The organism is Paenibacillus sp. FSL H7-0331, assembly GCF_001956045.1.
In genome coordinates this window covers 1-13,865 of the sequence record NZ_MRTH01000076.1, presented here as the reverse complement: position 1 = coordinate 13,865, position 13,865 = coordinate 1, and the positions used below count along the sequence as shown (strand labels likewise).

Below are 13,865 nucleotides of genomic sequence, written 5' to 3'. Positions count from 1 at the left end.
GTGCCAGATCGGTAAGGCTATTCCCGGGCATCACCGAGGCAGCTCGGATGCCACGATTGCGATACCGCTTATCGAATCCCGCTGCGAAGAGAGTAGTGGCCGTTGATCGCCAATCTCGCCAGGGCGCGGAGTTCTTGTCAATAATAAATTATTGTCGGACGACACAAACAATGTCCTAATTGTAATCAGGGTTAATCTGGAGTTTTTTCTTAATAGGATCAAGTTTATGTCGTTAGCCTACGACACAAACTTGATCCTATTATCAAAATGCGACACAAACATTGTCCGATTACCGCGAATCTTAAACTACCGTTGACCAAGAGTGTAAACTAGATAATAGCAGATGCAGGAACCTTCAAGAGATGACAGGAGCTTCCGTTATAAGTCGATTATTTTCAAAGAGATGTTCGAAGCTGTACAGAAGGAAAAAGAGTGCAGGGCATACCTTAAAATTAATTAATCGGAGATCGGAAGAAATACTTCAACAATTATGCGCTTAGTAGTTATTGATTTAGTGGAAAAGCTATCGTTCCCGCAGACGACACATGTGGAGTGCTTAATATTGATGGTTCGAAATGAATAGATGAGATGTGACAGTATCGCTCAAGGAAGTTGAAAGATAGGTAGACGAGTCACGTTGAATGCTGCGTGAGGATTGAAAGGCTGAAAGATTGATGAATAAAGGGATGAGGGTTCATGTTATGCCAAAAAACGATAATATGCTGGCAATTCTATGGATGCTGAATCTGGGCGTAAAAATGACAGCAAAACAAATATCCGAAAAGTTAGAAATAAATATAAGGACAGTTTATCGGTATATTGATGCACTATGTGCCAGTGGAGTGCCTATAATATCCGACGCAGGTCATAATGGCGGGTATAGCTTGCTGAATAATTTTATCAGAGCACCTCTGCGATCCGCAGCTTTGGGGCAGAACGAATTCTACAAATCAAGCGTACTCAAATAACATTTAAGCGACCCGAAGCTTTTTCGGCCCGTGAATTATTTATGCAAAATCTATTGCCTGATTTAGTAGGCAAGGACGGGTTAATTTCTTTAATTATCGGAGATAGGCCAGAGGCATTGGATGACTTATGCCTGCATTGGTTTTTGGGGCATCATCTGAAAGAGCGGACATCAAACCAAGCAATCTTTTTACTTGAGGAAAAATCAATTCATAATATATGTCCCTTATTTTCTCCTATCCTACGGGAAATCCATTCAAGTAATCGAACCACAGAGTTTGAAGGAAAAACTTGTTGCTGTTGCGTCGGAGTTAATGGAATATTATCAACTTTAATTGCTTCGCTGACAGTAGATGTCAGTGAAGTTGTTTTATAATGATGATAATTATTGATTACCGATGGATAGTTGGTATCACTTGATGAATTGTAAAATAAGGAGAACTTGCAAATGAATAATACGGTATATCTTTATGTGAATGGCAGACTGGGAAATAGGTTACTTAACTGCCGAACTGAACTCGGGAAGATATTATAAAAAGGGGCTGGCCCCATCAAAAGTAGTTACTGTGGGAATTGAAAAGACTCCTGTAACTACAATGGGCGGATTGAAAATACTGCCTGACATTAAACTGGATGAGTGCAGCATTGAAAGCACAGATACATTGATTTTACCCGGTGGAGATACATGGACAGAAACAATTCACCAACCCATCTTAAAAATCGCCCAGAGGTGTTTAAAGGAAGGTATATTGGTTGCAGCGATTTGTGGTGCTACAATGGGACTTGCCCAGACAGGATTGCTGAATTCACGCCCGCATACAAGCAATGATCTGGAATACCTTAAAATGATCTGTCCCACTTACACGGGTAAAGAGTATTACAAAATGGAGTCTGTTGTAACTGATGGAAAATTGATCACTGCATCTGGAATAGCTCCGTTGGAATTTTCTGTACACGTCTTGAAAGCTCTGGGCGTGTTTTCTTCACAAACATTAGATGCCTGGTATAGTCTTAATAAGACTCAAGAATCCAAATATTTCTATGAGTTGATGAATTCAATCCAATAAAGGTATAAACATGAAATATATGGGAGTGTCAGGTAAATATACAAAGAATGGAACACCCAACGGCTGTACATCTATTACCGTATTTATAACAGTGAAGAATCCTTCTGAATGACTAGGATTGAGGATTTGTCAGAAGTGGAAAGTAGTCGGAGGGTTACTGAATGGGCCAAAAGCTTTGGTGGAGAATAAGTCCAATAATTGTTTTAATAAAAAGTGTTAAAAGTGACAATTTGCTGAAGTGATGTAATAGAAATGCTGGTGCCAAATAGTTGACGAAAATAGAAACTTCAAAATTTTGAGGTTGAAAAAGCAATCTTTCGAAAATATACCCTGCCGCCAAGGGGCTACAGGTTCTAGCGGCATACTTATCACAGCCACAAGGCATGTGGAGTGCTGTGTGTTGGTTGTGAGAAAGTAGAATTATGGAGCCGCATTCACCTGAGTGTAATATCTATTTTTCACATAATTACGCAAAGCTCAAATCAGTTTCATTTTCTTGAGAAAAAGAGGGTGCTTCCGATAGCGAAATGGGATAACATGCTTTCGATGCTTTGGATGCTTAGAACCGGAAGGAAGCTCACCGCCACGCAGATCGCGGACAGTTTGGAGATCAGCGTTCGCACCGTGTACCGATATATCGACGCATTATGCGCCAGTGGTGTGCCGGTCGTCGCGGAATCGGGCCATGACGGTGGCATTCGTATTCTGGAAAGCTTCAAGGAGACGCCATTGTTCTTCAACTCCGTAGAGGTGAAGGCGCTTGTGGATGCTTTTAAATTTGCGCAAGGCGCTGGCTATCCGTATACAGAGGAGCTGGAAAGCGCGCTGAAGAAGGTGGAGAACGGGCTGCACGAAGAGCAGCGCCACGATTTGTCCTGTCAGTCGAATGGCTTGGATGTAATTTCTCCGTCGCGTCTACCTTCCGTCGTTCCGTTGTTACGTGACCTAGAGCAGGCGGCGAAGGACGGGCTAACGGTTCACATCACCTATCGCAAAGCGAATGCGGAGCAGGACGACGGACGAGAAGTTGATCCGTACGGGTTGGCTTATGACCGAAACGAATGGTACGCTGTCGCGTTCTGCCATCGGTCGCAGGCGGTGCGGACGTTCCGCGTGGACCGCATCGCGCGGCTGGAGCCGACTGAAGTGCGGTTCGAAAAGCCGGAGCGTTTCTCCGCGTCCGTCTATTTCCGCGACCAGTCCGAGCGGGAACGGGAGGCAGACGGACCGCTGACGGTCATCCGCATCGAGGGAGAGCCCGACACGCTGAACGCGGTTTGCCGCCACTGGCATATGCGCCACTATTTGACGGAACGGACCGATCGGGAGGTGCGGTTTCTGCTCGACGTCCCGACGATGAACAAGCACCTTCCGATGTATCTAATGACGTTCGGCACAGCCATTCGCATTCGGGAGCCGCTGGAGCTGAAGCGTCGGATCCAGGAAGTGGCATATGGAATCGCAAAACATTACGACGAAGATTCCGATTGAACTTCACTGACAACGGTTGTCAGCGAACCTGGTATACGATAGAGACAAGGCTGCGGCAGTGGTAGCCAAACGACGACGAATAAAGGAGAGGTGGATTCATCCATGCTTCAACACCCGCATCAATTGTACGAATATCATGTTTGGGCAAACGACCGACTATTCGCTCACCTAGAGCAGCTTCCAGAGGATGTGTTCCATGCGGAAGTGACGAGCGTGTTCCCGTCCGTATCACAAACGTTTGGGCACATGTACTTGCTCGAACAGCTCTATATGTCTGTGCTAGCGGAAGTTCCGAACAAAGACATTTTTCCGAAGATGCCGGGCTGGACGGAGGAAGCGCAGGGCAGAACCGTTGACGAGATGCGCCGATTGTTCTCAGGCGTCGCCGAACAGTTCCGTGATTTGCTGGGGCGTACGCCTGACCCGGACAAGGCAATGACGATTGAGCATCCGAAGTACGGCCGTCTTGATACGCATTTCTCCGACATTCTGCGGCATGTGGTCAACCACGGGACGTATCACAGGGGCAATGTGACCGCGATGCTGAGGCAGCAAGGATATGCCGGGGTCCCGACCGATTATATATTTTATTTGATGGAACGGCAGGTAGGTCAGCGGTAAATATTGAATATTCTAAGGCAGTGAAAGGCACCCAACTCGGACCAGGTACCCCGCCCTTTTTATTTGACGGTTCTTTAAGTACTCATGATATTCGTCACTCAGCGGTCGGGCTAAAAGAATATGCTGACCAATATGGAATACTTCCTCCTGGAATCGTACAAGATGCAAATGGTGAGGCATCTCAAGACTTAAATATATTGTATAAGATTCTCGAAGGAGATCGAAGTTGCGGATCTTTTCCGCCCTTGGGTGGAACTAAAGGTCTTTGGTTAGCAATGGGTATGGAGTTTATTGCAAGTGCATTAACTGGGGGATTTTTTGGAAATGCACCAGGTAAACCCTGGGGAGAAGGGGCTATAATATTTGCATTTAACTCAAAATTATTTAACTCAGCTCATATGATCAAACAAATTCAAGATTATTTGAAGCAGTTTAAGACCTATCCAGGATATCATTCTTTTGAAATAAGTAATCAAGTAATGAGCAGGGGATGGATTGAATATCCCAAGAGTCAACTAGATTCAATTATTCGTGTCAGCAACAGATCAGGTATCAATATGAATTTCGAATCATTACGAACGGGAACGATAGCTTCATGACGAACAGGCGGCCGGCATTTTCATCAATTGTCGAATCCTTTGTTCGCGAATATTTTTATTAACGGGGGTAGGGTATGGAAATTAAGATACGAGAAGTTGTATCAAAAGATTATACTGAAGTTGTTTTCTTATGGAACGATGTACTTGGCGTTCGTACTGTTACGGATGAGAACTTTCGCGTTACGATGGAACAGATGATCAGAGCCGGTAATTACAAAACGTTTGTAGCGTTACTTGCGAATCATGTTGTTGGTTTCATATCTATTGTTCATGCATTAGCTGTAGGGTCAGCGAATGGTTATCTGCATATAACCGGACTTGCTGTTCATAATAATTTTCAGCGTCATAAGGTAGGAACTGAACTGCTACGATACACTGAAAATTATGCGAAAGACAGCGGAATATCCAGCATTATTTTATGTACCGGGATGAAGCGAACTGATGCCCATGCTTTCTATGAGCATAATGGTTATGACAAAGATTCATACTGCTTTGATAAGATTATTAAAATTGACTAATGGATAACCATTTGGCGCTAAACTAACGAAGAACGTTAGTTCAACCATGAATAGGCTGCCGGCGCGATCGGTAGCCTATTCAACTATTCCAGCTAATAGCTTGTCAATATTTAATTATTAATGGCGGATTCATGAGGTGGTATACTTAAAAAAGTGCATGGGAAAGAGCCGTCCCACATAGCACGGAAATGTATTCCATATACTTCCATTTTATGCTGTTTACTCTAAACGGAACGCTTCCTTAGTAGTCAAGATGGCAAAAATCCAGTGGATGAGTTTATTCACACAAGCAATTATCGCTACCTTGAACAGCTTTCCTTCAGCGCGCTTCTTATCATAATAAGCTCTTAGTTTTTTATTTCTATTACTACGAATACCACATCGTACAGCTTGATATAAGGCAGTACGAAGCCTCCTGGAACCGTGCTTAGTTATTTTATTTATGGTTGCTGTAAACTTGCCTGAAGAAAAAACACTTGGATCTATACCAGCAAAAGCAACAAGTTTCTTTGCGTGATTGAACCGATCGATTTCCCCGATCTCAGCTAAAATTGTTGCAGCAATTTTAGTGCCAATTCCGGGTATCGATTGGATTAAATCATATTCAAGTAACGCTTCAGCTAGGGCCTCTATCGATTTATTAAGGTCTGCTAGATGGTCCTGGTATTGAAGAAGCAATTTGATGAGCAACTGCATGGAGATCAAATGACTTGGAAAAGCCGTCTCCTTAAAGGGATTTCGCTTTGCTGCTGCTACTAAGATTTGAGCGCGCTCTAGACACCATAAAGCCGATTTGCCACGTCCTGTAAGGCGTTGGATTGTTGCTGAAATCTCCTTCTCATCCAGTTCCAGAACCTCTCTAGACGTCGGGTGTAAGGCCAGAAGTCGAAGGGAAACCTTTGAATAAAGGTCACCAAACACGCCATGATATTCAGGAAAAACTTGATCCAGAATAGCCTGAAACTGTAGTTTTACTTGGACATACATACCCGTTAAAGATTCATGTTGGCGTGTCAGATAGCGTAAGTTCATGAGATGCTGACCCCGTTTTTTGTAGGGTTCAAACTCTTCTTTATAAAACAACGCTCCTAAAAGATGGGCATCAGCGGCATCCGTCTTCAATCGTCGCAAATTGGTTTTCTTGGCGTTATGTGAGATTAAAGGATTAATGACGATATTCAGATACTGATGCTCATCTAGAAACTGAACAACTGGGCTATGATAGTGGCCTGTTGCTTCCATCACAATGGAGGGACGCATTCCTGCAGCTGATTCCACCCCTCTCATGTAATTCAGAAAAGACGCTAATCCTTCAAGATCATGCTTAAACCTAAAGATCTTTCCATAAGGTACTCCACGATCTAAAAATGCTTGTGCATGGCTTTCTCCCTTGGATACATCCAAACCAATAACTGGATTCATGACATCACTCCTGTAGTATTTACACCGGCAACCCCTAACCTTCTTGTCTTCCACACTATCGCATGTGATACGGGATTCATGTCCCAACCAGCCTAACCATGGTTGAACAAGTAGGGGGGATGAACTGAATAGCTCTCGGGATCCAAGTCCCACGGGCAGAAACGTTCGATCCCCGGCTACCGCTATCTTACGACCTTACAAAAAAGAGGTCGACCAGAAAGATCTGGTGACCTCATAATACGATCGGGCAGGATAGCAAAAAAATAGGACGAAATCCTCTTTTACATCGTGCATCAGTAATTGGTAAAATTGGCACATGAAATAGCAAGGGAGTAGCATGGTGCTTGTACTTCTTAGTGGTTCACTTAAATCCGGTAAAAAGAACGGAATGGAATGCCATTTAGTATGTTAGTATGACTGTAGCCAGAGAGGTGAAGCTGAATGATTGACATACAGTATATAAACGATCTTGAGGCAGAGATGGATATAATGAAGCTTGTAGATAATTATAATGAAATAAAATCAATCCTGCAGCAGTACCCTCAGGAACAGTGGTCATATGAAATGATTTTAGCATTTGCAAGGGCACTGAATTATCTGCAAGATTATTCTGACCAGATCAATCCATTTGAGCAAGCATACGGGTTGCTGCAAACTGTTTCTGATAAGGGAATGACGGACCATGAATGGCATTTAATAATGGCTTCTGTTAGTTTTAATCTACAACTTTACGCTGAGGCAGTAAACCATGCTGAACAAGCAAATACTATCTTAGCTGGCTGTGCTGATGATATGCTTGCGCTGTACTCACAATATGACTAGTTGAACGCTTCTGAAATAACGTTCATGTTCAACTAGCGCTCCAACCGATGTTTCCATCGAGAAGGAACCCGAATTAAGAGATAAGCTAATATATTTTTTCTTGAGTCGAGAATGTTGGGAAACATAGGTATCATTATTGCTCCGCAATCGGCATTATGTTGTTACGCTCCTAACGGGAGACGATAATTCAATCACGACATAACGGCAACCGCACACGATCGGTTGCTGTTATCTGTTGAAGTAACGGGCAGCATTCCTATAATGAGGAAATATGAGATTTGAGAAATAAAAAGACTCCTTGGTATGATGTTCTTGGGTCCCAGATGCTCGCCAGCTACCGGATCCAAAAACAAAACTAAGGAGACTACAAGATGAATTCTACTCAAAATGAGCGTATTAATCAAATCACTACTTCTACCTTAATTGTCGGAGTCGACATCGCAAAATTCAAACATGTGGCAAGGGCCCAAGACTACCGCGGAGTCGAGATCGGGAGGCCATTTACGTTTGAGAATAACCGAGAAGGCTTTAAATTGTTTGTTAGATGGTTCCGGAAGATTGCGACGGAGCAAGGGTTCAAGGACACCATAGTTGGCATGGAACCCACCGGCCATTACTGGTTGAACCTCGCATATTACCTGGGAGAACAACAAGTATTATGTGGTGTAGTTAATCCACTGCACGTGAAGAAAAGCAAAGAATTAGACGACAACTCACCGACCAAGAACGACATTAAAGATGCCAGAGTCATCGCACAACTTATCAAAGATGGGAGATACGCCATACCTAATCTTCTCCACGGCAAATATGCCGAACTGAGGGAAGCGATGAAAATTCGCGATCATCTGTCGACTGACCTACGAGTGGTGCAAGGCCGGGTTCATAAGTGTGTGTGTGGCGAGAACAGGCCGCATAGCTCCTTGGTTTTTTCAAATGTCATTTTATTTTGTTCCTGAAGGTGTCTCCAAGTTTACTTTTGGGACAGCCTCTTTTTTCTTTTAACTGAACTGCATGCACCAAGAAAATAATACTTTATTATTTCATAGATAGAAGAGGGGGATGAAGAGCGAGCGCTGCTACTACGCTACAATAACTAGGTTTCTTCTTATTGAAATAAGGAAATTAAGCCAGAAGTGAGTATTTTCAAATGGATGTTTTACAATATATGCAAAATGCAATTAATCCGCATAATCCGATGGCTTTCACTATTAAAGGATTACGATATCCAAGAAATATACCAGAATGACCCCGTCCGAGTTCAAACTGCATTATCTTGGAAAAGAATAAAAATGCGCAGGGGAGGCATGTCCGCAGGGCGGAGGTGGCCACCCTTCACTGTATAAAGCTCCTGCAGAAATCTGCCCTTAAAGTGGGCTTACCCGCCTTATCCGGATGCGCCAATCCGTTTATAATCAGGTTGTAAGCGAATACATTAGGGATATATAAGGGGGAACTACCAATGATGAACTACCAATGATGAACTACCAATGATGAACTACCAATGATGAACTACCAATGATGAACCGTATGCTAATAACATCTCTGAGCCTGGTCCTGGCACTAGATTGGAAGCAGGCTGAGGGCGGAAATGCGGAGTAACAGTGGGGCCATGTGCCATGATTGGAGCGGCTTGCGCGGAGATTGTGCATGAAGTGCAACAATGCTAGATCAATAGCAGCGACCGTGGGGAGATTGTGCATAAAATGTAACAATACAGCTCAGTAGTAGCGACCAACGCAGAAATCCTGCACAAGGTGCAACAAAAACCGGGGCTGTACTTTAAAAGGAAACTTTGCTGATGCAGAAAAGGTTAGTATTACTCTGCCATTTCCGAAGCTGAACAGGAATACGTCGACTTTCTGAAAAGAGTAATAGAGCATCACTGGTGAAATCATCATTGACTGATGATAGAGTGTTTTCTAAAAAATATGAAAGAGGTGTTTATTTATGCTAAAAAAGTTAAGCTTATTAAGTTTAATTGTTTGTATGCTCGCCAGTCTGTTAGTTGTCGTTCCTTTGACAGCAAGCGCGGCGGGTACAATTGTAAGCTATCCATTACCGTCGATTTATACCACGACCAGTCAATACACGGTAACAGCAGACTCTACAAATATACCGGTAATCGACACTTCGGCGGTATTTGTAAACTATAATTATAGTAATTTCTCTTTTTCAGGTACGACTACAATCACAATAACAGCAAGCGAGACAATCAATACCTATAATATTTCTCCCAAAGCTTTGGGAATCACTGCAACAAAGAGCGGAAATACACTTACATTTACACTTTCATCACCAACATATCTTATCGTTAAAATCAATAACCTGAAGGATCTGGTTATTGCGGCAGATGCTCTCGAAACCAATGTTCCGGCTTCATCCGGTACAGGTATATACAATGTTAAAACGCAATACGGTGCCGACAGTACCGGTGCCTCTATGGCTACAACTGCAATACAAAACGCCATAAATGCGGCTAACGCAGCAGGTGGCGGTATAGTATACGTTCCAGCCGGAGTTTATAAGTGCGGAAACCTTGTTTTAAAAAGCAATGTTTCGGTTTATCTGGAGGGTGGTTCTGTTATAAGGGGTTCAGGAAATCCGAGCGATTACACTACCCATTTTCATAAGAATTCTCTGGGTAAGGATGGAACATGGTTTATTTATACCGAAACAAATGCAAACAATATTAAAATATACGGCAGGGGGACTATTGACGGCAATGGCCATTATATGAGAAATACAAACAATTATTTGAACAATATTCTTGTGCCCTTGCAGAGCAGCAACTTCACGGTTGACGGCATAACAATAAGAGACAGCGGGGGCTGGGCTACGATCGTTACCAGATCTAATAACGTAACCTTCCAGAATACAAAGCACTTCAACAACAATGAACTTGATTATGAAAATGATGCAATAGACATTCAAGAGAGCCAGAATGTACTCATAAAGCATACTGTAGCAGTATCGGAGGATGACACATACTCATTTAAGACATGGGATGTAGCAACTACGGATATAGCTGCAAACTGGCCTGGAAGTCCTGAAAACCAGTCAAATGTTGTTGTGGATGATGCTTTGGCCTGGAGCAGATGCGGAGCATTCAAGGTTGGAGATGGAGTTAAACAGCTTCAGGATGGCATAGTTGTTAAAAACTCTTATGTATACAGGAGCTGGCGCGCTTTAGCGGTAGGTCATCTTTATGGAACTCCAGCAGCACAAAACATCATATTTGACAATATAGATGTAGAAGGCTTCTGGCCAAGATCCGGTGTTCACTCCAGATGGTTTGATCTTTCTGCAAAAACCGGTCCGATCAAAAATGTGGTCTTTAATAATATCAATTTACGCGCTTTAGGTGAAGTTTCAATAATGAAGGGTTGGAGTGATACATCTACTGTCTCCGGAGTTACATTAAACAATGTTCGCGTCGGTGGAGTTGCGGCAACTAATTTGACAGATTTGAAAATAACAGATACGAACAGCTATGCGGCAGAACCAAAATTCAACACATTGAAATTTGAAGCGGAAGGCTATAACCTTAGCTCAGGTGTTCTTTCCTATGAATCCAGCACAGATGGCGGGCTGAATGTGGGTGGAGGAAGCAATGGCGACTATATAGCATTTAAAAATGTAGACTTTGGCAGTACAGCTAAAACAAGTATTGATCTGAAGGTTGCATCGGCTAATTCCGGCGGAAGGATCGAATTCCACTTGGATAGCCCTACAGGCACTATGCTGGGTTATTGGACGGCAGAAAGCACAGGCGGATGGCAGACATGGTCAGTCAAGAATATCTCGCTTAATGCCGGGACAGCTGTAGGAACCCATACGGTATATGTTACTTTTGTTAAGTCAGATTCAAGCACAGTTGCAAATTTAACTTGGTTCCAGTTCAAATAGAATGGAAACGGTTTGATTTAATTGCAATAAGATGGATAAAGGGGGATATCAAATGATATGTCCTCTTCATTCAGCTAAAGTTTTTTCCTACGACTGACCAACTAACACAAAAAAACAGCAAGTCTCCTAAATGAAATAGGGACTTGCTGTTTGAGGTTTCAATTAATTCTTAAAGCTATGAATTGGAGCTGAGATTCGTCCGCCACGATTAACGAAGTTAGCGCAGTTGAAGCCGTTTACAACTATAACTGGTGCATATCTGAGCAAGCCGCCAAATTCGACCAAAGGTCATAGCTTCCAGTTTCTCTAGTGTAAGGGTACCCCGCTGAAGTATAGAATTGACAATAGCCAACTTATCCTACATATAACAGAGGACCAGCGCCTTGGAGTCAAGAGTTGAATGGCGATGTGAAAGCAAGCAATCTCCAGACGGGGGTATATTCAGGACCTGTTGGAAGTCCGTATGGTCAACACAGGTTTTCAAGGGACTGTCTTGTGCGTGAAGAAAATATTGAGGCATTAAATACATCGATTTATAACCGGTCACATTCGGATAAAGAGAATGGTGCTTTCTATTATTTTCTTCCAACCAATGTGGTGTTGCAACGTAACGCTTCCTTTACGCAAGTCATCGCGGATACATGGTATCTATGCTTAATGATTACCGTTCAACTTCCATTTAAGAATAATGACAAAGCAATGCGCATGCTCTGCAAAATGCTTCCCAAAGAAGTCGAGGAGCTCATTGCCGAGTGGGATCACAGCAGATTACATGCAGCTTTTGAATTGGTCCATAAACAAAATAAGATTCGGGAATGGCTGAATTCCAGTGACGTCATTTTTTGGCCACATGAAAGACCATGTAGACAGTCGCGGCTGCAACTCTTTCCAAGAGTTGCAAGATGAAATAGACCGCTATATCAAATATTACAACCATCACAGATATCAATGGGGATTAAAAAAGATGACCCCTGTTCAGTACGAGGCCACTGAAGAACTGGCCATTTTACTTTCACGTGGCACGTAATCAATAGCAAAGAAGACATCTGTCTGAGAATTGGAGGCAGATGTCTTCTTTTTAGGGGCTATTTCGTGTGTATGGACCGAGGATTCCTAATCCACTAACTTCAATATTCGTTTGAGGTTAACAGCAAATATGGCCATGGCCCCTTGCATCTGCATGCCAAGCAGACCCGAGGATGTGGCAACATCATACCCGTGTCCATGTTTGAGTTCGCTGTTCTTTGCTTCAATTTTGTAGCGTTCTTTGGATTTTGCCTTGAAGTACTCCGTCTCTTGAAATGCCATCTGTTCGGAGTGTTCGTTGGATTTAATGCTCACTGAGTAGGTTTTGCTCTGGGCTCCCTCTTTTCGATCTTGTACAAGTCACCGTCCCCGAGCCGCGCGTGGTTCATTGGACGAATCATTGGAGCGGTAAGCTGCAAGACAATGATTCTCAGGATCTTTGGTCTGCAACTGAGGATCCGTTAAGCCGATTGGATCAGCAATGGTTCAAGGAGAAGCGGAAGCTGATAGCGGACGAATCTGCATTTGTTTACCAGATGCGTGAAGGAACATTGGAACAGCATGTCTGGTGCTCGCTGCCCCATACGACATACACGGCATTAACACCAGATAATCCGCCGAGCGGGCAGCGAACATCTTTTATAACAACCGTTCCTGTGGAACAACAGGTGATATTTGTGCAAGCCCTGCATTATGATGCCTGCGAGGGCAATCAAGTTTTGGGTCGACTCGAAGTGGCTGAATGGACTGCCGATACCCTTCAAATATCGTGGAATCACGCGGATTCACAGGCATCTTATCACATACATCTATTAGACGGAAAAGTGTATATTGAGAAGCTAGTCTAATGTCATTATGATACCCATGTGAAACAATTCGAAATAACCCCTAAGTAGGGGAAAAGGGTGTGTAAGAATGAAATACTATTATATAAAAATAGCAGCAGGGGGGATAAGAGTAGTGAAAAGAAAGTGTTATCAAGTTCTTGTCATCCGACAGCTGACGAGCGAGCGAGCATCATTCATGCATGCTGTCGGGTGACAAGAACATAGTAACATTGAAAGCCGCATAAATTGCGGTTTTTTTGTTTTATGTTATCAAGTTCTTGTCAAAATGAAATGACAAGAACTTGATAACATTCCCGATTGGTGACAAGAACTTTGTAACAATCCCGACGGAACATTTTTCAAAATATTCCCTTAAACTAAACTTATTTTTTAAGTCTGGCGTTTTTCAAGGCATTAACCGTGATTAATCGCTCTTTCTGTCGAAAGAAAATAAAGTTGTAGACTAAGAAAAAAAAGATGTAGACTGAGGAAAAAAGTATTAGACTCACGCGACAGCGTTAAACTAAACATTCCTGTTAGTGCTAAGAAATAGGCTTTGTCAAAAAAGGAGCGCCTCGGTATGATGGGTTTGTCGACGGG

General features: G+C 43.0%; 9 protein-coding genes and 6 pseudogenes. 12 read left to right on the top strand and 3 right to left on the bottom strand.

The window, feature by feature from the left end:
* Nucleotides 1–701: 701 nt before the first annotated feature.
* From BK127_RS40435 to BK127_RS40405, 6 genes and pseudogenes are all read left to right on the top strand, one after another.
* Nucleotides 702–1,301 (top strand): annotated as a pseudogene (locus BK127_RS40435) (helix-turn-helix transcriptional regulator).
* Between the two features lie 113 nt (nucleotides 1,302–1,414).
* Nucleotides 1,415–2,033 (top strand): annotated as a pseudogene (locus BK127_RS40430) (type 1 glutamine amidotransferase family protein).
* A 537-nt stretch (nucleotides 2,034–2,570) separates the two neighbouring features.
* Nucleotides 2,571–3,524: a helix-turn-helix transcriptional regulator gene (locus BK127_RS40420; protein ID WP_256711683.1), complete on the top strand. Its 954-nt coding sequence runs from the start codon at nucleotides 2,571–2,573 to the stop codon at nucleotides 3,522–3,524.
* Nucleotides 3,525–3,626: 102 nt separating this feature from the next.
* Nucleotides 3,627–4,145, top strand: coding sequence for a DinB family protein (locus BK127_RS40415; RefSeq protein ID WP_076238309.1), 519 nt, complete (start codon nucleotides 3,627–3,629; stop codon nucleotides 4,143–4,145).
* 20 nt (nucleotides 4,146–4,165) lie between these two features.
* Entirely contained in the window at nucleotides 4,166–4,744 is a 579-nt protein-coding gene (locus tag BK127_RS40410) for an Ldh family oxidoreductase (protein ID WP_076238308.1), read from the top strand.
* 74 nt (nucleotides 4,745–4,818) lie between these two features.
* The gene (locus BK127_RS40405) at nucleotides 4,819–5,262 is read left to right on the top strand and encodes a GNAT family N-acetyltransferase (protein ID WP_076238307.1); all 444 of its coding nucleotides are present in this window, start codon (nucleotides 4,819–4,821) and stop codon (nucleotides 5,260–5,262) included.
* Between the two features lie 219 nt (nucleotides 5,263–5,481).
* Here the strand turns inward: BK127_RS40405 and BK127_RS40400 are convergent, their stop codons facing one another.
* Complete coding sequence (locus tag BK127_RS40400; protein ID WP_076238306.1) at nucleotides 5,482–6,684, bottom strand: IS110 family RNA-guided transposase; 1,203 nt, start codon at nucleotides 6,682–6,684, stop codon at nucleotides 5,482–5,484.
* Between the two features lie 441 nt (nucleotides 6,685–7,125).
* On the opposite strand from BK127_RS40400, the gene BK127_RS40395 reads away from it, so the two are divergent.
* The 3 genes and pseudogenes from BK127_RS40395 (at nucleotide 7,126) to BK127_RS40385 (ending at nucleotide 11,412) form a co-directional block, all read left to right on the top strand.
* A complete protein-coding gene (locus BK127_RS40395) occupies nucleotides 7,126–7,506 on the top strand; it encodes a hypothetical protein (protein ID WP_076238305.1) in 381 nt (126 codons plus the stop codon).
* 371 nt (nucleotides 7,507–7,877) lie between these two features.
* A pseudogene (locus BK127_RS40390) lies at nucleotides 7,878–8,390 on the top strand (IS110 family transposase); the annotation flags it as partial.
* Nucleotides 8,391–9,453: 1,063 nt separating this feature from the next.
* Nucleotides 9,454–11,412 (top strand): carbohydrate-binding protein, encoded by a 1,959-nt coding sequence (locus BK127_RS40385; RefSeq protein ID WP_076238304.1) that lies wholly within the window; start codon nucleotides 9,454–9,456, stop codon nucleotides 11,410–11,412.
* A 162-nt stretch (nucleotides 11,413–11,574) separates the two neighbouring features.
* Here the strand turns inward: BK127_RS40385 and BK127_RS45390 are convergent.
* Nucleotides 11,575–11,697, bottom strand: a pseudogene (locus BK127_RS45390) (hypothetical protein); the annotation flags it as partial.
* A gap of 111 nt (nucleotides 11,698–11,808) precedes the next feature.
* Between BK127_RS45390 and BK127_RS43385 the strand changes: the two are divergent.
* Nucleotides 11,809–12,318, top strand: coding sequence for an ABC-ATPase domain-containing protein (locus BK127_RS43385; RefSeq protein ID WP_076238303.1), 510 nt, complete (start codon nucleotides 11,809–11,811; stop codon nucleotides 12,316–12,318).
* Nucleotides 12,239–12,439 (top strand): annotated as a pseudogene (locus BK127_RS40370) (IS3 family transposase); the annotation flags it as partial. The gene BK127_RS43385 and the pseudogene BK127_RS40370, both read left to right, overlap by 80 nt.
* Nucleotides 12,440–12,525: 86 nt before the next feature.
* On the opposite strand, the pseudogene BK127_RS40365 reads toward BK127_RS40370, so the two are convergent.
* Nucleotides 12,526–12,783, bottom strand: a pseudogene (locus BK127_RS40365) (transposase); the annotation flags it as partial.
* Between the two features lie 35 nt (nucleotides 12,784–12,818).
* Between BK127_RS40365 and BK127_RS40360 the strand changes: the two are divergent.
* On the top strand, nucleotides 12,819–13,286 hold the full coding sequence (locus BK127_RS40360) for a hypothetical protein (protein ID WP_076238302.1): 468 nt from the start codon (nucleotides 12,819–12,821) through the stop codon (nucleotides 13,284–13,286).
* Nucleotides 13,287–13,865 lie beyond the last annotated feature (579 nt).